Annotated in this window: 20 protein-coding genes and 1 tRNA gene; 10 read left to right on the forward strand and 11 right to left on the reverse strand. The window is 73.4% G+C overall.

Translation table 11 applies throughout. The annotated features are described in order from the left end of the window. Window positions 1-13 precede the first annotated feature (13 nt). On the reverse strand, window positions 14-220 hold the full coding sequence (locus DEI96_RS09140) for a hypothetical protein (RefSeq protein WP_027465565.1): 207 nt from the start codon (window positions 218-220) through the stop codon (window positions 14-16). A gap of 133 nt (window positions 221-353) precedes the next feature. On the opposite strand from DEI96_RS09140, the gene DEI96_RS09145 reads away from it, so the two are divergent. Then, a tRNA-Gly gene (locus DEI96_RS09145) sits at window positions 354-425 on the forward strand. A gap of 284 nt (window positions 426-709) precedes the next feature. On the opposite strand, the gene DEI96_RS09150 is transcribed toward DEI96_RS09145, so the two are convergent. Genes DEI96_RS09150 through DEI96_RS09160 form a run of 3 tightly spaced genes read right to left on the reverse strand, consistent with a single transcriptional unit; the run spans window position 710 to window position 2,360 of the window. After that, window positions 710-979, reverse strand: coding sequence for a DUF6510 family protein (locus tag DEI96_RS09150; RefSeq protein WP_111022877.1), 270 nt, complete (start codon window positions 977-979; stop codon window positions 710-712). Further along, window positions 979-1,770, reverse strand: coding sequence for a ferredoxin reductase (locus tag DEI96_RS09155; RefSeq protein ID WP_111022878.1), 792 nt, complete (start codon window positions 1,768-1,770; stop codon window positions 979-981). The genes DEI96_RS09150 and DEI96_RS09155 overlap by 1 nt, the downstream gene beginning before the upstream one ends. Continuing rightward, window positions 1,767-2,360, reverse strand: a complete 594-nt coding sequence (locus DEI96_RS09160) for a molybdopterin-dependent oxidoreductase (protein ID WP_111022879.1) — start codon at window positions 2,358-2,360, stop codon at window positions 1,767-1,769. The genes DEI96_RS09155 and DEI96_RS09160 overlap by 4 nt, the downstream gene beginning before the upstream one ends. Before the next feature lie 235 nt (window positions 2,361-2,595). Here DEI96_RS09160 and DEI96_RS09165 point away from each other — a divergent pair, with 235 nt between their 5' ends. From DEI96_RS09165 to DEI96_RS09200, 8 genes are read left to right on the forward strand one after another with little or no spacing between them, the layout of a single operon-like run. Further along, window positions 2,596-4,197 carry an ABC transporter substrate-binding protein gene (locus DEI96_RS09165; RefSeq protein WP_111022880.1) on the forward strand — a complete coding sequence of 534 codons (1,602 nt, stop codon included), beginning with the start codon at window positions 2,596-2,598 and terminating at the stop codon, window positions 4,195-4,197. After that, complete coding sequence (locus DEI96_RS09170; RefSeq protein WP_111022881.1) at window positions 4,194-5,222, forward strand: ABC transporter permease; 1,029 nt, start codon at window positions 4,194-4,196, stop codon at window positions 5,220-5,222. Before DEI96_RS09165 ends, DEI96_RS09170 begins: the two co-directional genes overlap by 4 nt. Then, entirely contained in the window at window positions 5,219-6,106 is an 888-nt protein-coding gene (locus tag DEI96_RS09175) for an ABC transporter permease (protein ID WP_110863771.1), read from the forward strand. The genes DEI96_RS09170 and DEI96_RS09175 overlap by 4 nt, the downstream gene beginning before the upstream one ends. Then, entirely contained in the window at window positions 6,103-7,890 is a 1,788-nt protein-coding gene (locus tag DEI96_RS09180) for a dipeptide ABC transporter ATP-binding protein (RefSeq protein WP_111022882.1), read from the forward strand. Before DEI96_RS09175 ends, DEI96_RS09180 begins: the two co-directional genes overlap by 4 nt. Then, window positions 7,887-9,983, forward strand: a complete 2,097-nt coding sequence (locus DEI96_RS09185; protein WP_111022883.1) for a CocE/NonD family hydrolase — start codon at window positions 7,887-7,889, stop codon at window positions 9,981-9,983. Before DEI96_RS09180 ends, DEI96_RS09185 begins: the two co-directional genes overlap by 4 nt. Beyond that, complete coding sequence (locus tag DEI96_RS09190; protein ID WP_071403870.1) at window positions 9,980-10,654, forward strand: TetR/AcrR family transcriptional regulator; 675 nt, start codon at window positions 9,980-9,982, stop codon at window positions 10,652-10,654. The genes DEI96_RS09185 and DEI96_RS09190 overlap by 4 nt, the downstream gene beginning before the upstream one ends. A 29-nt stretch (window positions 10,655-10,683) precedes the next feature. Further along, window positions 10,684-11,106, forward strand: a complete 423-nt coding sequence (locus DEI96_RS09195) for an SIP domain-containing protein (protein WP_111022884.1) — start codon at window positions 10,684-10,686, stop codon at window positions 11,104-11,106. Window positions 11,107-11,158: 52 nt separating this feature from the next. After that, window positions 11,159-11,662, forward strand: coding sequence for a Dps family protein (locus DEI96_RS09200; protein ID WP_111022885.1), 504 nt, complete (start codon window positions 11,159-11,161; stop codon window positions 11,660-11,662). Between the two features lie 86 nt (window positions 11,663-11,748). Here the strand turns inward: DEI96_RS09200 and DEI96_RS09205 are convergent, their stop codons facing one another. From DEI96_RS09205 to DEI96_RS09230, 6 genes are all read right to left on the reverse strand, one after another. Next, the gene (locus DEI96_RS09205) at window positions 11,749-12,411 is read right to left on the reverse strand and encodes a response regulator (RefSeq protein WP_111022886.1); all 663 of its coding nucleotides are present in this window, start codon (window positions 12,409-12,411) and stop codon (window positions 11,749-11,751) included. Continuing rightward, entirely contained in the window at window positions 12,408-13,655 is a 1,248-nt protein-coding gene (locus tag DEI96_RS09210; protein ID WP_181440495.1) for a sensor histidine kinase, read from the reverse strand. The genes DEI96_RS09205 and DEI96_RS09210 overlap by 4 nt, the downstream gene beginning before the upstream one ends. Continuing rightward, window positions 13,652-14,398, reverse strand: coding sequence for a DedA family protein (locus DEI96_RS09215; RefSeq protein ID WP_111022908.1), 747 nt, complete (start codon window positions 14,396-14,398; stop codon window positions 13,652-13,654). The genes DEI96_RS09210 and DEI96_RS09215 overlap by 4 nt, the downstream gene beginning before the upstream one ends. A gap of 93 nt (window positions 14,399-14,491) precedes the next feature. Continuing rightward, window positions 14,492-15,376 (reverse strand): glycosyltransferase family 2 protein, encoded by an 885-nt coding sequence (locus DEI96_RS09220; RefSeq protein WP_111022888.1) that lies wholly within the window; start codon window positions 15,374-15,376, stop codon window positions 14,492-14,494. Beyond that, window positions 15,373-16,866, reverse strand: a complete 1,494-nt coding sequence (gene rfaE2 / locus DEI96_RS09225) for a D-glycero-beta-D-manno-heptose 1-phosphate adenylyltransferase (protein WP_111022889.1) — start codon at window positions 16,864-16,866, stop codon at window positions 15,373-15,375. The genes DEI96_RS09220 and rfaE2 overlap by 4 nt, the downstream gene beginning before the upstream one ends. Further along, a complete protein-coding gene (locus DEI96_RS09230; RefSeq protein WP_111022890.1) occupies window positions 16,863-18,404 on the reverse strand; it encodes an aldehyde dehydrogenase family protein in 1,542 nt (513 codons plus the stop codon). Before DEI96_RS09230 ends, rfaE2 begins: the two co-directional genes overlap by 4 nt. 134 nt (window positions 18,405-18,538) lie before the next feature. Here DEI96_RS09230 and DEI96_RS09235 point away from each other — a divergent pair, with 134 nt between their 5' ends. After that, a complete protein-coding gene (locus DEI96_RS09235; RefSeq protein WP_111022891.1) occupies window positions 18,539-19,627 on the forward strand; it encodes a glycosyltransferase family 9 protein in 1,089 nt (362 codons plus the stop codon). A gap of 472 nt (window positions 19,628-20,099) precedes the next feature. On the opposite strand, the gene DEI96_RS09240 is transcribed toward DEI96_RS09235, so the two are convergent. Further along, window positions 20,100-20,804 carry an SDR family oxidoreductase gene (locus tag DEI96_RS09240; protein ID WP_027465581.1) on the reverse strand — a complete coding sequence of 235 codons (705 nt, stop codon included), beginning with the start codon at window positions 20,802-20,804 and terminating at the stop codon, window positions 20,100-20,102. Window positions 20,805-20,843: the final 39 nt, after the last annotated feature.

A 20,843-nucleotide genomic window follows, 5' to 3' on the forward strand; every position in this document is an offset into this window, starting at 1 on the left:
ACCCTGCGTCGGCTCAGACCGGGCGGTAGATCGCGATCGGCGGGGTGTCGTCGTCGCCCGCGTCGTGGGCGTCGCCCGTCGCGAGCCAGGTGCGACCCTCGTGCTCGATCGTGGTCGGCAGGTCGCCGTGCACCAGGATCCGGATCGCGGGGGCGTCGCCGTCGACCAGGTCGACGCCGTGGGCCTCGGTCCCGCCGGGATTGTCGTGCACGTAGCTCATGGTCCGATCGAACTCCGTCGACCTGACGGACCGCCCGCGCCGCGCCGGACACGCCCGGAACCTTCACCGGAACCGGTGCTGCCGCCCTTCTTCGGGTAGAGTCATCTCCGCACGGCCAGGACGGCGTGTGAATGCGGATGTGGCGCAGTGGTAGCGCATCACCTTGCCAAGGTGAGGGTCGCGAGTTCGAATCTCGTCATCCGCTCAGAACAGGAAGACCGGAACCCCCGTCGCTCGGAAGAGCGGCGGGGGTTCCGTCGTTCGGGGGCGTCGCAGCACCGGAGGCGTGGGGGCCCGGCGGGCGCAGGCTTCGGGTACCCGCGCCCACCGGGCGCGGAGGCGACCCTGCCCCCACCGGCACGCGCCGGGTGGGTGGCCCGGCGCAGTTCCGAGGATGTATCCGGAGCCGTCCCCCGTTCGGGTGGGAACCGGATCCACGGTTGCGGGAACCCGCAAGAAACCCGCACGACCCGCCGTTCGAGCCTTGTGCTACTCGATGCCGTCCGGTATCGAAGCCGACATCGTGCGGGCGCCGGGCAACCCCACCCACCGTCGGGCCCCGGACTCCACGACCGTGACGAGCACCGTGTCACACCCGCGGCAGCGCGCCACCGACCCCATGGCGGTGCGGTAGACGGTGGTCTGCCCGAGCACCCCGAGCGACCCGCACCCGGCGCACCGCAGGGCGACCACGGTCGGCTCGGGCCCCAGACTGTCGGCCAGCGTCCCCGCCAGCGCGTTGCCGTCCACGACGACCATCAGTTGCCCCCGAACCGTTCGGCGCGGACGTCACTCGTGTCGTGCCCGAGCTCGGTGAGCCAGCGCAGCACCTGCTCGACGAACGGCGTCGACCCGCACACGTAGACCAGGGCGCCCGCGTCCGGCGGGAACACCGCGGCAGCGAGCGCGTCCCGCGTCAGCCGTCCGGCCGGCACGGTCGAGCCTGGAGGCGCGGTGCGGCTGTACACGTGGGTCACCTCGAGCGGTGCCCGGCTCGCGAGCGCCTGGTCGAGTTCCGGACGGAAGAAGACGTCGTCCGGTGTGCGGACGGCCGCGAGGAGCCGGAAGGGCGCCGGGTCGTCCGCCTCGGCGTGGGCGGTCACCATCGCGACGAGCGGCACGATGCCGGAGCCGCCGGCGATGAGCTGCACCGGCCGGGTGGACTCGCCCGGCCGCCAGACGAACCAGCCGCCCAGGGGTCCGTGGACCTCGAGCGCGTCGCCGACCTCGACGGCGTCGACGAGGAACGGCGAGACCTCGCCGCCGTCCACCCGGTCGACCGCGAGCACGACGTCGGTCGCGGGGCCGGCCGACGCGATCGAGTACGAGCGCTGTGCCTGGTAGCCGTCCTCGGCGGTCAGTCGCAGGTCCAGGTGCTGCCCGGGGTCGTTGCCCGGCCAGGTGGGGACGTCGAGGACGATCCGGCGCGCGTTCGTCGTCTCGCGGCCGACGGACGCGACGGTGGCGGCGTGCCAGGCCGGCCGCCTGCCGGTGGCGGGACGAGCGACGGGGGTGATCCGTGCCTCCAGGCCGGTGTCGGGGAGCGTCACCAGTACCGCTCTTCCTTCCACGGGTCGCCGTGCAGGTTGTAGCCCGCGTTCTCCCAGAAGCCGGGCTCGTCGTCGGACTGCATGACGATGCCGCGCACCCACTTGGCGCTCTTCCAGAAGTACAGGTGGGGGACCAGCAGGCGGGCGGGCCCACCGTGCTCGGGCGTCAGGGGCTCGCCGTCGGCCTCGAAGGCGATCCAGGACTTGCCGTCGAGCAGCTCGTCGAGCGGGACGTTGGTCGTGTAGCCGCCGTAGCTGTGCACCATGCAGTAGTCGAGTTCGGTCTCGACGTCCTCGAACAGGCGGTCGAGCGGGACCCCCCGCCACGGCATGTCGAGCTTGGTCCAGTGCGTGACGCAGTGGATGTCGACGGTGACGTCCTCGACGCCGAGTGCGTGCACCTCGTCCCAGGTCCACTGGTGCAGGCCGGACTCGGTGCGGATCGAGAAGGCCCAGTCGGTCGGCTCGATGTCGGGCGTCGCCCCGGCGGACAGGACGGGCCAGTCGCGGACCAGGGTCTGACCGGGCGGGATGCGGGTGTCGTCGCGGTCGTCGCGGCGACCGCCGAACCCGCGGGTGAACGTGGCCATGGTCCTCCTCGGGGACGTCGGTGCGTTCCCGATCATGCCGTGTGCCGGGCGGTGCCGTGTAACGGGTTGGTAAACGTTCCGCCCGTGTACGGAACGGTCGTATCCCAGGCCGGATCCCCACCGGTCCGCCGTTCTCGGCGCCCTCGGCACCGACGCGACGGCTGGGAGCGGGCTTGGGGGATCGGCCGAGGACCTCTATCGTTCACCGGAACGATTACAGGAGGGGTCACCCCGAATGCAGCCCATCGTCCCCGAACCCCGCAATGCCCACGGTCCGAGCCGTCGGGCGCTCATCACCGGCGCCGCCGGTCTGGCCGGCCTCGGCCTGCTCACGCTCGCCGGATGCAGCTCCGGCGCGTCCGCCGGCACCCCCACGATCCCCGAGGCCGCGGCCACCGGCGTCGCCCGTCGCGGCGGGCGCCTGCGCATCGCACGGCCTGCGGCGTCGGCCGCCGAGACCCTCGACTCCGCGAGCTCGCTGTCGGCCTACGAGTACCTCGGCGCGCTGTACAACCGGCTCGTCAAGCTCGACCAGCAGGGCACCCCGGTGCCGGACCTGGCCGAGGAGTGGTCCGCGAACGCCGACGGCACCGAGTGGACCTTCGCGCTCCGACGGGGCGTGCCCTTCCACGACGGGTCCCGGTTCACCGCCGACGACGCCATCGCGAGCATCCGGCACATCCTCGACGAGAAGACCGGCAGCCCGCAGGCCGGCGTGCTCGGCGAGGTCATGGACGCCGACTCGATGCGCGCCGTCGACCCGTACACGCTGCGCTTCTCGCTGACGAAGCCGAACGCCGAGTTCCCGTCGCTGCTCACGGCCTACCAGTGCTACATCGTGCCGGCCGACGCCATCGCCGACATCGGCCGCACCGGGATCGGGACGGGGCCGTTCCGGCTGTCGTCGTTCACCCCCGCCGGGGCCGGCAGCGTCGAGGCGTTCCCGGACCACTTCGCCGGCCGCCCGGCGCTCGACGGGATCGACTTCTACTCGATCCAGGACACCACCGCGCGGGTGAACGCCCTGCTCGCCGGGCAGATCGACCTCATCTCGCAGACCAACCTGGACTTCGCGACCGCCCGGGTGGTGTCGGCGTCCGACCGCGCCACCGTCGCCCGGTCGAAGAACGCCCAGTGGTACACGATCCCGATGCTCGCCACGAGCGACGAGTTCAGCGACCCGCGGGTGCGCCAGGCGATGAAGCTCGCCTACGACCCCCGGAAGATCGTCGACACCGCGCTGCAGGGGACCGGTTCGGCGGGCTGGGACAACCCCGTGCCGCCGCAGCTCGCCGCGTTCGTCGACGACCACCGCGAGTACGACCCGGACAAGGCCCGGGCGCTGCTCAAGCAGGCCGGGCGCGAGGACTTCCGCGCCGCGATATACACGTCGAGCTACGAGTCGGTGTTCACCCCGATGGCCGTCGCCTACCGCGACGCCGTCGCCGACGCGGGGATCCGTCTGACCGTCCGCAACGCGAGTTCGGACTCGTACTACACGCAGATCTGGATGCAGAAGCCGCTCATGGTGAGCTACTGGTTCACGGGGCGGCCGATCGACCAGCTGCTCAACCAGATCTTCCGCTCGGGGTCGTCGTACAACGAGAGCGCCTGGTCGAACGAGACCTTCGACGGGCTGCTCGACGATGCCCGCGCCGAGATGGACGACGCCAAGCGGCTCACCCTGTACCAGGACGCCCAGCGGCTCGTCGTCGAGGACGGTGCCGACATGACGCCGATGTTCGGCGACCGGCTCGTGGGGTTGTCCCGCGACGTCGTGAACTACTCGGAGTACGGCTTCGAGTTCGACTACCTGCGGATCGGACTGCGCCGATGACGACCACGAACACGCCGTCGGACGTCCTCGTCCCCGTCCTCCGCCGCGTCGGCATCGCCGTGCTGACGGTGGTGCTCGCCTCGCTCTTCGTGTTCCTCGCGGTGCAGGCGCTCCCCGGTGACGTCGCCCAGCAACTGCTCGGGCAGAACGCCACCCCCGACGCCGTCAAGCAACTGCGCGAGACCCTCGGCCTCGACCAGAACGTCTGGCTCCGCTACCTGCAGTGGCTCGGCGGCGCCGTGCACGGCGACTTCGGCACCTCGCTCGTCAGCGGCGAACCGGTCGCCCCGACGCTGTTCACGGCCTTCCGGAACAGCATGCTCATCGCGGTGCCCGCGATGCTCGTCGGCGTCACGGTGTCCCTGACGCTCGGTGTCGTCGCCGGTGTCCGCCGCGGCCGTCCGAGCGACAAGGTGATCTCGATCGTCAGCCTGGTCGTGATGAGCGTGCCGGAGTTCATGGTCGCCACCGTCCTGGTGTTGCTGTTCGCGATCGGCCTGCCGGTCTTCCCCGCCGTCGTGCTGCGGGGGAGCGACGCCACCGTCGCCGAGCTGCTGCCCACCATCTGGCTGCCGATCATCGTGCTGACGCTCGCGATGGCCGCCTACATCGTGCGGACGGCCCGCTCGTCGACCATCGACGTGATGGCGTCGGAGTTCGTCACGACGGCCGAGCTCAAGGGCCTGACGATGCGCCGGGTGGTGTGGAAGCACGCGGTCCCGAGCGCCCTGCTGCCGACGCTCAACGTCGTCGCGCTCAACGTCGCGTGGCTGCTCGGCGGCGTCGTGGTGGTCGAGAACGTCTTCAACTACCCGGGCATGGGCAAGCTCATGCTCGAGTCGGTGTTCAACCGCGACCTGCCCACCATCGAGGCCATCGCCCTGCTGAGCGCCCTGATCTACGTCGTGTGCAACCTGGCCGCCGACCTCGTCGCGCTCGCACTCGACCCGAAGCTCCGGACCCGCCAGCGACGACCGCGCACGCGCACCCGCAGCGCCCGCAGCACCAGGAAGGCCGCCGCATGACCGCCACCGCACCCCGCCGCCGCGTCGGACGCGACGTGCTCGCCGGCGCGCTCGCACCCCTGCGCGGATCGACGGCGCTGAGCCTCGGCCTCGGCCTCATCGCCCTGCACGTCGTCCTCGCCCTGCTCGCGCCGGTCATCGCCGGGCACGACCCGGTCGCCACGAACGCCGGCGACGTGCTCGCCGGTCCGACGTGGACCCACTGGCTCGGCACCGACCAGTACGGCCGGGACGTGCTGTCCCGCACCCTGAACGGCGGCCGGTACGCGCTGTCCGTGACCTTCCTGGCCACCACGATCGCCGTCGCGGTCGGCACCGTGCTCGGCTGCGTCACGGCCTACGCCGACAACTGGTTCGACGAGGTCGTCATGCGCGTCGTCGACGCCCTGCTCAGCGTGCCGTCGATCCTCGCGCTCCTGGTCGTCGTGACGGTCTTCGACGCCGGCCTCTGGGTCATCGTCCTCGCCGTCACGGTCGTCTACGCCCCCGCGGTGACCCGGGTCGTCCGCGGCGCCGCCCGCACCGTGATCACCCAGGACTACGTCACCGCGGCCCGCGCCCGGGGCGAGCGGCCGCTGTCGATCGTGTTCCGCGAGATCCTGCCGAACGTGCTCGACGTCGTGCTCGTCGAGTACGCGATGCGGGCCTCGTGGATCGTGCTGCTCGTCGCGTCGCTGTCCTTCCTGGGCTTCGGCGCGAACCCGCCGACCCCGGACTGGGGCCTGATGGTGCAGGAGAACCGCACCGCGCTCACCGTGGTGCCGCTCGGCACCCTCGCCCCGATCGTGGCGCTCGCCACGCTGGTGATCGGACTGAACCTCGCGGCCGACGGCCTGAGCAAGTCGCTCGGTGTCGACCGCGCCAAGCAGGGAGTCAGCGCATGACCCGCACCGACACCGGCACGACGTCCGCCGCGACGGCGACCGTGCCCGACGCGATCGTCCGCGTCGACGACCTGTCCATCTCGTACGCCGCCGGCAAACGGCGCGTCCCCGTCGTCCGGGGTGTCTCGTTCACGATCGAGGCCGGTCGCACCCTCGGCCTGGTCGGCGAGTCCGGCAGCGGCAAGTCCACCGTCGCGCGGACGCTCCTCGCACACCTGCGCGCCGGGTCGGCGATCGACGGCGGGACGGTCCGCGTCGACGGCGCCGACGTGTTCGCCCTGTCGCCGGCCGGCCGCCGGGCGCTCCGCGGCGGCACCGCCTCGGTCGTCGCCCAGAACGCCGGACAGGCGCTCACCCCGTCGATGCGCGTCGGCGAGCAGATCCGCGAGGCCCTCCGCGCCCACGGCGAGCCCGACGGCCCCGAACGCGTCGCCGAGCTGGTCCGGCTGGTCCGGCTGCCGGACCCCGAGGGGATCGTCCGTCGGTACCCGCACCAGTTGTCCGGCGGGCAGCAGCAGCGCATCGCCATCGCGATGGCCGTCGCCGCCCGACCGCGCGTGCTCGTCCTCGACGAACCGACCACCGCCCTCGACGTGGTCACGCAGGCCGCGGTCCTCGACCTGGTCGCCGACCTCGGTCGGCAGCTCGGCATGGCCGTCCTGCTCGTCAGCCACGACCTCGGGGTGGTGTCGGCCATGGCGGACGAGATCGCCGTGATGCGCGACGGCGAGGTCGTCGAGCACGCCGCCACGGCGGCGCTCTTCGCCGCGCCGCAGCACGAGTACACGCGCGCCCTGCTGGCCGCGGTACCGGACGGGCGACGGCCTGGAGGCGCGGATCGCGACGCCCTGGACGCGACCGCCCCCGGGACGGTCGGCTCCACGGCCACCGGCACCGTGCCTCCCGGAAGTCCCGCCCGCCCCGTGGTGACCGCGGACGACCTGGTGATCCGCTACGGCCGCGGCCTGCCGGCCGCCGTCGACGGCGTCTCGTTCACGATCGCCGCGCACGAGACGCTCGCCGTCGTCGGCGAGTCCGGCAGCGGCAAGTCGACGCTCGCGACGGCGCTGGCCGGCCTGGTGCCGGCCGAGTCGGGGACGTTCACGTACGACGACGGCGCGACCCGCGGCGACCTGCGCGAGCCGATCGCCGGTCGCGCGCCCGCCCTGCGGCGTGCCGTGCAGCTCGTGTTCCAGAACGCGGACACGTCGCTCAACCCGCGGCGCACCGTGGGTGCAGCCGTCGCGCGGCCGCTCCGGTTGTTCAGCGGCTCGTCCTCGCGCGAGCGCGTCGGGGCACTGCTCAGCCAGGTCGGGCTCGGGCCGGAGTTCGCCGACCGCCTGCCCGCGCAGCTGTCCGGTGGGCAGCGCCAGCGCGTCGGGATCGCGCGCGCACTCGCGGCGGAGCCGTCGCTCGTGATCGCCGACGAGATCACCACGGCGCTCGACGTGCAGGTGCAGGCGGGGATCCTCGCGCTGCTGGCCGACCTGCAGCGCGAGCGGGGCCTCGCCTGCCTGTTCATCAGCCACGACCTCGCCGTGGTGCGGGGCGTGGCGGACCGGGTCGCGGTGATGACCGGTGGCCGGATCGTCGAGATCGGACCGACCGAGCGGGTGTTCACCGGCCCGAACCACCCGTACACGTCGACGTTGCTCGCGGCGACGCTCGAACCCGGCAGCACGACCCTGCCCGACGTCGGTGACGGGGTGCCGCGCTGGCGGCACGCCGACGGCTGGACCGACCACGGCGACGGACACCGCACCCGCAACTGGGAGGACGCATGACCACCGACGACGGCACCGACCACGGCACCGCCGCCACCACCTTCACCGCCATCGGCGACCCCGGCTCGCTGCCCGCGGGCGTGACGGTCCGCGACGAGTGGATCCCGATGCCCGACGGCGTGCGGCTGCACGCCCGGATCTGGGCACCGTCGCAGTCGCCGACGCAGCCGGGTGAGCCCAACGGTCCGACGCCGGTGCTGCTCGAGTACCTGCCGTACCGGCTCGACGACTGGACCGCACCGCGCGACTCGGAGCGGCACCCCTGGTACGCCCAGCACGGGTACGCCTCGGTGCGGGTCGACATCCGCGGCACCGGGTCGTCCGACGGGTTCTTCGACGACGAGTACAGCGAGCAGGAGCTGCTCGACGGCGAGGCCGTGATCGCCTGGCTCGCCGAACAGCCGTGGTCGACCGGCGCCGTCGGCATGTTCGGCATCTCGTGGGGCGGCTTCAACGCGCTGCAGCTCGCGGCCCGGGCACCCGCCGCGCTCAAGGCCATCGTGACGGTCTGCTCGACGGACGACCGGTACGACAACGACGTGCACTACGTCGGCGGTGCCGTGCTCGGCATCGACATGGCGGCCTGGGGCGCGACGATGTTCGCCTTCAACTCGCGGCCGCCCCGGCCCGAGGTCGTCGGCGCCGGGTGGATCGACCGCTGGCGGGAACGCCTCGAGGCGAACCGCCCGATGACGCCGGTGTGGCTGGCGCACCAAGAGCGCGACGACTACTGGCGGCACGGCAGCGCGGCCGAGGACTACGACGGCATCCGCGCCGCGGTGCTCGCGGTCGGCGGGTGGGCGGACCCCTACCGGGACGCCGTGCTCCGGCTCGTCGACCACGTCAGCGCCCCCGTGAAGGGCATCGTCGGCCCGTGGTCGCACCAGTACCCGGACCGTGGGCTCGCGCCGGGGCCGTCGATCGGGTTCCTGCAGGAGACCCTGCGGTGGTGGGACCGCTGGCTGCGCGGGGTCGACACCGGCGTCGAGGACGACCCTGCACTGCGGGCCTGGATCAACGAGGGCGAAGCCCCCGCGCCGTACTACGCCGGCCGCCGCGGTCGCTGGATCGGTGCCGAGGCGTGGCCCTCCGCCGCGACCCACGAGCGTGTCCTGCCCCTCGCTGCACTCCGAGGCGGTGACCTCGGGCCGGTCGTCGTGCGGTCGCCGCAGCACACCGGGGTGGACGCCGGTCGGTTCTTCCCGTTCGGCAACGCCACCGACCTGCCGACGGACCAGCGCGCCGAGGACGGCCGGTCGGTCACCTTCGACCTGCCCGTCGGCAAGGCGTTCGACCTGCTCGGCAACGTGCTCGTGCGACTGTCCGTCACGAGCGACCAGCCCCGGGCCACCCTGACCGTGCGGCTCTGCGACGTCGCACCGGACGGCTCGTCGACGCTCGTCACGCGCGGGGTGCTGAACGCCGCGAAGCGCGACGGCATGGACCGCGACGACGTGCTCGAGCCCGGGACGCCCGCCGACCTGCCCGTGCGGCTGGTCTCGACCGGACACCGGTTCGCCGCCGGACACCGGCTGCGCATCGCGGTCTCGTCGTCGTACTGGCCGTGGGTGTGGCCGCACGGCGTCGAGGCCACGGTGACGATCGACCCGACCGCCTCGAGCGTCACCCTGCCCACCTGGACCCGGGAGACCGACGACGGGGTGGTCTTCGCCGAGCCCGAACGGTCCGAGCCCCTCGTGATCGAGCGCGTCGCGCCGGCCGACCCGCTGCCGCAGCGCACGGTGACGCACGACGTCGAGACGGGGGAGTGGACGCTCGACGTCGACCCCGGGTACGGCGGCGGACGCGTCTACCCGGACGGCCTGGTCTTCACCGAGGACGCTCGCGAGACGTACCGGATCCGCTCCGACGACCCGACCAGCGCACGGGCGAGTTCCCGCTGGGCGATCGGGCTGACGAAGCCGGAGTGGGCCGCGCGCCTCGAGACGACGTCCGAGGTCACCGCCGACGCCGACACCTTCCACGTCGTCAACACCGTGCGCGCCTGGGCACGCGACGGCGGACCCGACGAACCCGAGGTGCTCGTCACCGAGCGGACCTTCGTCGACGACGTCCCACGGACCTCGGCGTGACCGCGGCGGCACGCGTCCGGCAGCGGCCGGAGGTCCGGCGCGCGATGATCGTCGAGGCCGCCCGCGCGGTGATCGTCCGGAACGGTGTCGGCGCCACCGGGCTGCGCGACATCGCGGCCGAGGCCGGCGTCTCCGTCGGCACCGTGACGTACCACTTCGGCAGTGTCGCGGAGATCCTCAACGAGGTCGTGGTGCTCGAGACGGAGCGCTTCTACGGCGCCATCGTCGCGGCCGTCGACGCCGAACCCGACGTGCTCGTGGGGTTGCGGATGCTCGTCGCCCCGCTGTTCGGCGACACCGAGCAGGTCCGGCAGCACTGGCGGATCTGGTCCGACTACTGGACCGCGGTGGTCCGGCGGCCCGAGGTCGCCGCCGAGTACGCCGAACGCATCCGCGTCTGGGAGGCCTGCCTCGTGCGGGTCATCCGGCGCGGGGTGGACGCCGGGGTGTTCGGTGGCACACGCCAGGGCAGCGACGGCGGCGACCCCGTCGACGCCGACACCGTCGCGCTGCAGCTCGCCGCGTACAGCGACGGTGTCGCGACCCAGATCGCCCAGGGCGTGCCCGGCCTGACGAACACCGTCGCCCTGTCGTGGATGTGGCGCTTCCTGTCGCACGAACTCGGTGTGCCCGCTGTGGACATCGCCGGAACCGGTCGTTCCCCCTTGTGATGAGGTAAGGCTTCCCTTACCGTTGCCACATGGCACGGACCCGGCGACAGCCCAGCGAACGCATCCTCATCGCGGGCGGTGCCGAGGACCTCGTCGAGATCCACCGCCAGCTCGAGGAACTCCCCGAGAACACGTACGGGCAGGTCTTCGTCGAGGTCGCCCTCGACGAGCAGATCCGCATCCTGCCGGCGCCGCCGCGCGTCACCGTGACCTGGCTGGTCCGGAGCGCCCGCAGCTCGGCCGTCGCCCCGCTGGTCTTCGCCGACCACGGCGAAGCCCTCGCACACGCCCTGACCGGGTGGGCCGCCGAGTGGTGCGTGACGGGCTGCGAGCCCCGCACCTCGGTGTGGATCGGGTGCGCGGACAGCCCGTGGATCGAGCGCGCTCGGTCCATGGTGCAGCTCGAACTCACCGACGCCGGCCAGCAGGTCCAGGTCGAGTACGGCGGGTAAGGGCAGCCTGCTCTTCCTTGCAATGTGCAAAAGACGGGGGCATGGTTGTGCCATGACCACGCAGAGCAGCACCACCACCCCGAGCACCACGTCCCCGTTCTCGACCACGCCGGAGCTCGCAGCCGGGGTCGCCCAGTTCCTCGCCCCCGTCGTCATCGACCTCGAGGCGCTCGTCGTCAACGGCAAGCAGGCCCACTGGCACGTCCGTGGCCGCAACTTCGTCGGCGTGCACGAGCTCCTCGACGAGATCGTCGAGCACGCGCAGGACTACGCGGACAAGGCTGCGGAGCGCATCGTCGCCCTCGGCCTGCCGGTCGACTCGCGCATCGCGACCGTCGCCGCGAACACCACCCTGCCGCCCCTGTCGCAGGGCTTCCAGAACTCCGACGTCACCGTCACCGAGGTGATCGCCCAGATCGACGCCGCGCTGCTGCAGGTCCGCCGTGCGGTCGACGGCCTCGACGAGGTCGACCTCAACAGCCAGGACGTCGCGATCGAGATCGAGCGCGCGCTGACCAAGGACCGCTGGTTCCTGCAGGCGCACCTCGCCGCCTGAGTCGCGACCACACCTCTGACGGGAGGCCCGGTGCCAGCTGGCACCGGGCCTCCCGTCCGTCTCGGGTCGCGCTCCGGGCCCGCACCTCACGCGAACGGCGTGATCAGCCCGCTCTCGTACGCCAGCACGACGGCGTGCACCCGGTCCCGCAGCTGCAGCTTCGCCAGGACCCGGCCGACGTGGGTCTTCACGGTCTGCTCGGCGATGAACAGCTCCGCCGCGATCTCGCCGTTCGACCGCCCCCGCGCCATCAGCAGGAACACGTCCCGCTCCCGGTCGGTCAGCACGTCGAGCACCTCGGTCCGCGGGGCCGCCGGCTGCGGACCGGCGACGAAGGCCTCGACGAGGTGCCGGGTCACCCTCGGGGCGAGCAGGGAGTCGCCGGCCGCGACGGTCCGCACGGCCTGCACGAGCTCCTCGGCGCTCGCGTCCTTGAGCAGGAACCCGCTCGCCCCGGCACGGAGCGCGTCGAACACGTAGTCGTCGATGTCGAACGTCGTGAGCATCACCACGCGGACGGGCGACTCCGCCGGCGCCGCGGTGATCCGCCGGGTCGCCTCGATCCCGTCGAGCTCCGGCATCCGGACGTCCATCAGGATCACGTCCGGCCGGAGCCGGATCGCCATGACGACCGCCTCGGCACCGTTCGCGGCCTCGCCGACGACCTCGACGTCGTCCTGGGCCTGGAGGATCGCCCGCAGTCCGACACGGAACATCTGCTGGTCGTCGACCACCATCACCCGCGTCATCGCGTTCCCCCGTCGGCCGTCGGCGGCGACGTGGTCGCGGTGGGCTGGGTGGGCAGACTGACGGCGACGCGGAAGCCGCCGTCCGGGTCCGGTCCGTGGTCGATGGTGCCGCGGAGCGCGGCGACCCGCTCGCGCATGCCCGCCAGGCCGAAGCCGCCGTCGTCCGGCGGCGCACCGGGCACGCTGCCGGCCGGTGGCGCGGCGTTGGCGACCTCGACCGTGAGGGCCGACCCGTGCCTCCCGACCGTCACGACGGTGGTCGCACCGGGCGCGTGCCGGGCGACGTTGCCGAGCGCCTCCTGCACCACCCGGTACACGGTGAGCTGTGCGAGCCGGTCGACGTCGTCGCGGTCCGGGTCGAGCCCCTCGTCGAGTCGGAGGTCGACGGGGATGCCGGCCGCGCGGGTGGCCTGTACCAGTGCGGGCAGGTCGGCGAGCCGCGGTTGCGGCGCACGCTCGGCGTCGGCGTCGCCACGCAGGGTGCCGAGCAGCTGCCGCATCTCCCGCAGGGCCGTGCGCGAGGTCTCGGCGATCGCGGCGAACTCGGTGCGGGCGTCCGGCGGCAGGTCCGCGACGCGGTACGGGGCGGACTCGGCCTGCATGTGCACGACGGACATGCTGTGGGCGACGACGTCGTGGAGCTCACGGGCGATCCGGGAGCGCTCCTCGACCGTCCGGCGTCGGGCCTGCTCGAGCTCGGTGTCGCGGCGGGCGGCGGCGAGTTCCTCGCGCACGGTCCGGCGCTGCCCGATGACGACCGCAGCGGCGGCCACGACGAGGGTGTCGCCGGCGCTCACCACGAAGCTCGTCGCCCAGACGTCGACCTGGCCCCACCGGTCGGGCGTCACGCCGATGAGCAGCAGGGTGAGCAGTGTCGCCGCGACCCAGACCACGGCGGTGAGCCGCCACGTGGTGCGGACGCCCAGCACGACGAGCAGCACGCTCAGGCCGACGATGCTCGTGACCGAGACCGGCCAGGGCCCGATGGTGCCGGGTGCCGTCAGGACCCCGAGGCCGGCGAGGGCGACGAGGTGCGCGCCCGACGCCGTGCGGGGGAAGAGCGGTGCGAGGCCGATGCTCGCCGACAGCACCGCGGTCACGAGCAACGCGAGCGGCACGGGGACGCCGTAGAACACCGCGGTCACGGGTGCCGCGACAGCGAACAGGGAGACCGCGACGACGACGAAGCCGATCTGCACGGCGGGCCGGACCCAGGTGGGTCGGGGCTTCGGGACGACGGTCACGGGCGGGCGGTCTCTCCGGTTCGGGCGAGGCAGAGTTCGGGGGCGATGGCTGTGGCTGTGGCTGTGGCTGTGGCTGTGGCTGTGGCGGGTGTGGCTGTGGTGGCTGTGGCTGCGGCTGCGGCGCGGGCTTCGCGGGCTTCGCGGGCTTCGCGCCTGCGGCTGATGGTACCGAGCACCCGGTCGACCGCGATCCCGAGCCCGGCGGCGACCACCATCGACACCACGGCGGCGACGATCGGTTCGTGCAGCACGCTCGACGCGGCCAGGGCGATGCCGATCGACACCGCCGACCACGCCAGCCCCGCGATCGCGCTGATCGCCAGGAACCGGCGGTAGGACAGCCGGGTCGCTCCGGCGGTCATGTTGACCGCGACCCGGCCGACGGGGATGAAGCGCCCGGTCAGGATGAGGCTGGCGGAGCGGCGCTGCATCTGCCGCTCGGCGAACGCGAAGGCCGCCGCGATCCGTGGTCGCTTCGAACGGGCCAGCCGGGCGGACCCGATCCGGCGTCCGATCCAGTACGCGATCGAGTCGCCGGCGATCGCACCCAGGGCGGCGGCGACGAGCACCACGGCGAGGACGGGCTGTCCGGACGTCGCGGCGATCGCGGCGACCGCGACCAGGGCGGACTCGCTCGGCACCGGCGGGAAGAAGCCGTCCACCAGGCACAGGACGAAGAGGACGACGTAGACGAGTGGACTCGCGGCCAGCTCGACGACGAGCGGGGTGATCTGGTCGAACACGGGGTGCTCCCTCCCGCCGACGGAACTCGCCGACGAGGACGACGCTACGGAGCCGACGCGCGCTGGCCATCCCGCGGCGGTCTCGACCACCCCCTACCGCGGTATGACGTTTCCGTCCGCGAAGACCACGTCGGGTGCGTCGACACGGCGGTCGACGACGGTGGTCGGGGCCTCCAGGTGCACGGCACCCGACGGCATGATGCCCGCACCGCCGAACCGTTCCATCACCCGCCACTGCGCCACGACGTCCTCGCCGGCGTGCTCGGGCGGCAGGGTGTCCCAGAACCGGAAGCCCCCGACCTCCTCGAGCGCACGGCGGTCGTAGAGCGCGCAGGCACCGACCCACGCGACGCGGTAGGGCACCCACTCGCCGGGGTGCAGGTCGAGGTCGGCGGCGACGTGCGTCGGGTTCGCGGCGTTGTGCAGCGACCAGCGGTTGAAGCCGGGGGTCCCGCGGCGCACCACCTCGGGCACGACCGGGCCGTCCCACCGTTCGAACACCGAGGTCTCGTGCGGACGGCGGTCCTGCAGGTACGACAGGCCCTGCACGGCGCTGCCGACGAACCCGCAGCCCAGGGTGCGCAGCGCGTCGAGCATCCGCGCGATCGACCCCGGCTCGAGCCAGACGTCGTCGTCGAGGAACAGCACCGCGGCTGCCTCGGCGTGGTCGAGCAGGAACTGCCGGTGCTCTGCCAGGCCACGCCGTTCCGGGTGGGTGAGGAGCGTGACGGGCCGGCCCTGCGCCTCCAGGACGCGGAGCATCGCGGCGACCGCCGGCGCGCTGGCGGCGTCTCCGTCCGCGGACTGGTCGCTCAGCACGACGCGCAGGTCGACGTCGGTCTGGGCGGCGAGGCCGGCGAGCGTCGTGGCGAGCTCGGCCGGCCTGCCGACGGTCGGGATGAGCACGTCGACGTCGACCGTGCTCGTGTCCGCTGGATCGGGGGCCTTCGCCCAGGACCCGGACCAGCGGGCGGTCACGGTGCCGGGTCCGGTTCGGGCCGCGCAGCGGCTTCGCGGATCCGGCGCACGACGGCGCTGGTGGAGTGCTCGGGCACGTAGTCGACCATGACGACCTCGCCGCCGTAGCCGCGCACGACCTCGGTCTCGGTCAGCATCTCGGGCGAGTAGTCGCCGCCCTTGACGTAGACCTCGGGGCGCAACCGTTCGATGAGCGGGATCGGGGTGTCCGTCGCGAACACCGTCACCAGGTCGACACAGGCCAGTGCGGCGAGCACGCCGGCGCGGTCCTCGGCCGGGTTGATCGGCCGCTCCGGGCCCTTCAGCCGGCGCACCGAGTCGTCGTCGTTCAGAGCGACGACGAGCAGGTCGCCCAGGTCACGGGCCTGGCGCAGGTACGTGGTGTGCCCGCGGTGCACGACGTCGAAGCAGCCGTTCGTGAAGACCACGCGACGGCCGGCCTGCCGTGCGGCCTCGACCGCGGTGGCGAGCTCGTCGTGGTCGACGACCGTCGCCGCCGGCGCGGTCACCGAGTCGAGCAGGGCGGCGGCGGTGCAGACGGACGTGCCGGCCTCGCGGACCACGACGTCGGCAGCGGCCTGGGCGACGGCGACGGCGTCGCGCAGGGGTGCCTGCACCGCGAGGGCGACGGTCGCGGCGGCGCAGAAGGTGTCGCCGGCACCGGAGGCCTGCTGCTCCGAGGCTGGCGTCGCACGCGTGCGGAACCCCTGGTCGGAGCCGGGCTCGAGCAGCACGGTGCCGTCGCGGTCGAGCGTGACCACCGCGGCACGGGCGCCACTGCGGGCGAGCACGTCGCCACGGGCTGCGACGACGGTGCCGACGCGGTCGGCACCGGTGCCGAGCTCCGTGCCGAGCAGTGCGGCGGTCTCACCGGCGTTCGGCGTGACGAGGTCGGGGTGCAGCGCGGCCCAGCGGGTCAGGTCGTGCGCGTCGACCACGACGGCGCCGGGGCGGTCACGGTCGAGCATCGGCACGACGTCCTCGGCGCGGACGCCCAGGCCGTAGTCGCACACGACGGCGGCGTCGGCGCACCGGACGGCACGGGCCACCGAGCGGGCGAGGCGTTCGCCGTGCTCGGCGGTCGGGGTCGCGGCGAGCTCGTCGACCCGGACCACGACGCGGTCACCGCCGACCACGCGCGACTTCGTCGTGGTGCGGGCACCGGGGATCTCGACCAGGAACGACGTGTCGACGCCGGCTGCCTCGAGCCGCTGGCGCAGGACGTCACCGGCCTCGTCGTCACCGATGAGCCCGACCATGCGGACCCGGGCGCCGAGGGCGCGGGCGTTCACGGCCGTGTTCGCCGCACCGCCCGGCACCGCGATGGTCTCGGTGACGCGGACGACGGGAGCCGGGGCCTCGCGGGAGACCCGCTCGGCCTCGCCGACGGTCCAGCGGTCGAGGATGCAGTCGCCGATCACGACGACGAGGGGTTCGCGGTCGTCGATCGTGGCGACGAGGTCACGGACCAGCCGGACGTCGGCGGTCATCGGGTGCCTCCCACGGTGTCGGCGCTGCCGGCGGTGGCGCCGGCAGCGGCTGCGGGGCCGGTGGCGGTGCCGGTCGCGGTGCCGATGGTGGCTGCGGTGCTGCTGGTGGCTGCGCTGCTGCTGTCTGCTGCCGTCGACGGCTCGGCGGTGCGGCGCGGCGGTGCGGCCTCCAGGTGCACCACCGTCGTGGTCGTCATCTCGTCGAGCAGGTGCGGGCCGTACCCGAACCCGGCGCCCGAGGCACCGCGGGGCTGGGCGCTGCCACCAGGAGCGCCACCGAACACGGCGTTCACCTTGACGGTGCCCACGGGCAGTTCGGCCGCGGCGCGGAGCGCGTGCGCGGTGTCGTTCGTCAGCACCGTGGCTGCGAGGCCGTAGCGGTCGGCCGCGGCGAGCCGGAGGCCCTCCGCGAAGTCCGTCACGACGCGCACCGGGGCGATCGGGCCGAAGGTCTCCTCGGTCAGCACGAGCATGTCGTCCGTGCAGTCGGTCAGGACGGTCGCCGGGTAGAACGATCCGAGCCCGCCGGGCGTGACGCCACCGGTCCGGGCCGAGGCGCCGCGGGCGATCGCGTCGTCGACGTGGTGCTGCACGAGCTCGCGCAGCCGGTCGTCCACGAGCGGCCCGAACTCCGCGCCGGGTGCAGCCGTGCGGCGCTCCGCCTCGGCGACGAGCGCGGCGACGAAGGGCTCGGCGACGTCCTGGTGCACGTACACCCGCTCGACGCTGGTGCAGATCTGGCCGGTGTTCGCGAACGCGCCGAGGGCGACCTGTGCGGCGGCCCACTCGGGGTCGACGTCGGCGTCGACGATGACCGGGTCGTTGCCGCCGTTCTCGCGGATGACGTGGGCACGGGTGGTCGCGGCCACCTCGCTCAGGCGGTCACCGGTCGCGGTCGACCCGACGTGCGCGTAGACGTCGATGCCCTCCTGCGCCAGGAGCTGCTCGCCGGTGGTCGCGTCGCCGTCGACCCCGATGAGCACACCGTCCGGCAGGACCTCGGCGAGCAGCGCGTTGAGTCGGGCGAAGGTCGCCGGGCAGCGTTCGCTGCCCTTGTGCACCACGGTGTTGCCCGTGACGATCGCTGCGCCGAGGATCCCGCAGGCCACGGCGACCGGGTCGTTCCACGGCGTCAGGGCGAGCACCACGCCACGCGGGTGCGGCACCGACCAGTCGGCGGCACCGAACTGCCCGCGCAGGGCCTCACCACGGTGCACCGGTCCGAGCTCGGCGTACTGCACGAGCGTGCCGATGCCGGCCTCGACCCCACCGAGGGCGTCGCCGGGCACCTTGCCGGTCTCGCGGGTGTTCAGGTCCGCCAGCTCCTGCGCGTGCGCACGGAGGTGCTCGGCCGCGGCGTGCAGCAGGGCACCGCGCTCGGCCGGCGCCGTCCGGGCCCAGGCGCCGGCAGCGGCACGGGCGCGGGCGACGGCGTTGCGGACGTCGTCCTCGGTCGAGCGGCGCACGGTGGACGCGATCGATCCGTTCACGGGGTCGGTCACCACGAGGTCGTCGGCGGCGGGGGGTGCGATCGTCATGGGGTCCTTCCGGAGGCGGGCGGGGCCTCACACGGTGCTCGTGCTCCGCTGTGTGCGGTCACGGCATCGCGCTTCTCGTCCATCCGGGGGCGCTGCTGGGCGTCCGGACGGGTCCGACCGGTAGACGTGGAGCTGTGCAACAGATCGGTGTGGGCGGAGAACGGTTCGACGGTGTCAGCGAGATCGCGGTGCTCCGCGGCGGGGGACTGGGCGACCTGATGTTCGCCCTCCCGGCGGTCGAGGCCCTGGCCGCCGCGTACCCCGGAGCCCGGATCACGCTGCTCGGGGCGCCGACGGCGCGGCCGGTGCTCGAGGGCCGCACCGAGGCCGTGCACGCCCACGAGGAGCTCCCCGTCGTGCCCGGCGTCCGGGACTCCGGCGAGGGCGCACCGACCGAGCAGGACTTCTTCGACCGGCTGCACGGGCGCTTCGACCTCGCGGTGCAGCTGCACGGCGGCGGCCGGAACTCGAACCCGTTCCTGCTCCGGCTCGGGGCCCGTCACACCGTGGGCACCGCCACCGAGGACGCCGAGGTCCTGGAGCGCTGGGTCCGCTACGTCTACTACCAGCACGAGGTCGTCCGGGCGCTCGAGGTGGCCTCGCTCGCCGGTGCCGAGCCGGTCACCCTCGACCCCCGACTGCACGTCCCCGAGGCCGCGCGGGCCGGGGTCCGGCAGCGCCTCGGGGTCCGGGGACGGCTCGTCGCGATCCACCCCGGCGCCACCGACCCGCGTCGCCGCTGGAGCCCCTCGCGCTTCGCCGAGGTCGCCCGTGCCCGGCTCGCCGCGGGGGACGACGTGGTGCTCGTGGGTGACGACTCGGACGTGCCGGCGTCGTCCGCCATCGTCGCGTCGCTGCCGCCCGAGCTGCGGGAGCGTCTGCACGACCGCACCGGGTCACTGCCGCTGCGTGAGCTGCCCGACGTCCTCGCCGCCGCCGACGTCATGGTGGGCGACGACTCCGGCCCGCGGCACCTCGCCGTCGCCGTGGGCACCCCGACCGTCGGGGTGTTCTGGTTCGGCAACGTGATCAACGCCGGGCCGTTCGACCGTGGTCGGCACCGCGTGCACCTGTCCTTCGTGACGCAGTGCCCGGTCTGCGGCATCGACGTCACCCAGGTCGGCTGGACCGCCGAGCGGTGCGAGCACGACCCGTCCTACGTGGACCAGGTCGAGCCGGAAGCCGTCCTCGCCGACGTCGAGGACCTGCTCCGCACGGTCTGACGCTGCGCACGGCGCCACGAGCGCCCGGTGCGGGGTTCCACACTCCGTGGGACGCCCCGACCCTCGCACGGAGTGCAGAAGCTCGCACCGAGTGGCGGGCGCGACCGGCTTCCGGCCTGGAGGCGCGGTGCCAGCCCGGCACGAGCCTCCCGTCCGCGCCGTGGCGCGTCACGAGCGCCAGGTGCGAGGTTCCACACTCCGTGGGACGCCCCGACCCTCGCACGGAGTGCAGAAGCTCGCACCGAGCGGTGGACGCGACCGTCGGACGGCCGGGAGGCGCGGTGCCAGCCCGTCACGCGCCTCCAGGCCGCCCCGTGCCGCGTCACCAGCGCACGGTGCGAGGTTCCACACTCCGTGGGACGCCCCGACCCTCGCACGGAGTGCGGAGGCGCGCACCAGTGCCCGCCACACGAACGGACGGGAGGCGCGGTGCCAGCCGCCACCGCGCCTCCCGTCCATCAGCGGCGAGCGTTCACGGCCAGCTCGGCTCCGTCGCCGGCATGATCGACAGCTCGCGGATCTCGCAGCCGGCCGGCTGCGAGAGCGCGAAGATGATCGAGTTCGCGACGTACTCCGGCTCGATGAGCTGCGCGTCCGGGCCCGGCTTGTACTGCTCGGTCCGGTCGGCGAAGAAGTTCGTCCGCATCCCGGCGGGGATGATGTTGGTCACGCCGATGCGACCGGCGGTCTCGGCGGCCAGCGCCTGCGAGAAGCCGCGGACGCCGAACTTCGACGCCGAGTACGCGGTGCCGTCGCCGACGCCACGCAGGGCGAGCGACGACGAGATGGTGACGACGCGGCCGTGCGTGGCCTCGAGGGCGGGCAGGGCGGCGCGCACGGTCGAGGCGGTGCCGATCAGGTTGACGCCGACGATCTGCTCCCACTTGCCGGACGAGATCGCGTCGATCGGGGCGGGGGTGTCGATGCCCGCGGCGGTGACGACGGCGTCGAGGCCGCCGTGCCGCTCGGCGGCGTCACGGACCGCCTGCTCGACGGCGTCGGTGTCCGAGACGTCCACGGCGACGGCGTCGACGCCCTCGGGGACGGCGTCGATCCGCAGGTCGAGGACGATCGGGGTGCCGCCGGCCTCGGTGACGGCGGCCACGACGGCGGCGCCGAGTCCGGAGGCGCCGCCGGTGACGAGGACGCGGCCGATGGGGGTGGTGGGGACGGGCATGGATGTCCTTTGCGTAGTGGAACGGGAGGTGGTCGAACA

This window comes from Curtobacterium sp. MCLR17_031 (genome assembly GCF_003234775.2).
GTDB classification, from domain to species: domain Bacteria; phylum Actinomycetota; class Actinomycetes; order Actinomycetales; family Microbacteriaceae; genus Curtobacterium; species Curtobacterium flaccumfaciens.

Excerpts from the sequence above, each read along its gene's own strand:
- DEI96_RS09180 (WP_111022882.1), top strand. The coding sequence starts at position 6,103 with ATGACCCGCACCGACACCGGCACGACGTCCGCCGCGACGGCGACCGTG.
- rfaE2 (WP_111022889.1), bottom strand. The coding sequence starts at position 16,866 with ATGACCGCCGACGTCCGGCTGGTCCGTGACCTCGTCGCCACGATCGAC.
- DEI96_RS09150 (WP_111022877.1), bottom strand. The coding sequence starts at position 979 with ATGGTCGTCGTGGACGGCAACGCGCTGGCGGGGACGCTGGCCGACAGT.
- DEI96_RS09240 (WP_027465581.1), bottom strand. The coding sequence starts at position 20,804 with ATGCCCGTCCCCACCACCCCCATCGGCCGCGTCCTCGTCACCGGCGGC.
- DEI96_RS09185 (WP_111022883.1), top strand. The coding sequence starts at position 7,887 with ATGACCACCGACGACGGCACCGACCACGGCACCGCCGCCACCACCTTC.
- DEI96_RS09200 (WP_111022885.1), top strand. The coding sequence starts at position 11,159 with ATGACCACGCAGAGCAGCACCACCACCCCGAGCACCACGTCCCCGTTC.
- DEI96_RS09170 (WP_111022881.1), top strand. The coding sequence starts at position 4,194 with ATGACGACCACGAACACGCCGTCGGACGTCCTCGTCCCCGTCCTCCGC.
- DEI96_RS09195 (WP_111022884.1), top strand. The coding sequence starts at position 10,684 with ATGGCACGGACCCGGCGACAGCCCAGCGAACGCATCCTCATCGCGGGC.
- DEI96_RS09160 (WP_111022879.1), bottom strand. The coding sequence starts at position 2,360 with ATGGCCACGTTCACCCGCGGGTTCGGCGGTCGCCGCGACGACCGCGAC.
- DEI96_RS09165 (WP_111022880.1), top strand. The coding sequence starts at position 2,596 with ATGCAGCCCATCGTCCCCGAACCCCGCAATGCCCACGGTCCGAGCCGT.
- DEI96_RS09205 (WP_111022886.1), bottom strand. The coding sequence starts at position 12,411 with ATGACGCGGGTGATGGTGGTCGACGACCAGCAGATGTTCCGTGTCGGA.
- DEI96_RS09140 (WP_027465565.1), bottom strand. The coding sequence starts at position 220 with ATGAGCTACGTGCACGACAATCCCGGCGGGACCGAGGCCCACGGCGTC.
- DEI96_RS09175 (WP_110863771.1), top strand. The coding sequence starts at position 5,219 with ATGACCGCCACCGCACCCCGCCGCCGCGTCGGACGCGACGTGCTCGCC.
- DEI96_RS09230 (WP_111022890.1), bottom strand. The coding sequence starts at position 18,404 with ATGACGATCGCACCCCCCGCCGCCGACGACCTCGTGGTGACCGACCCC.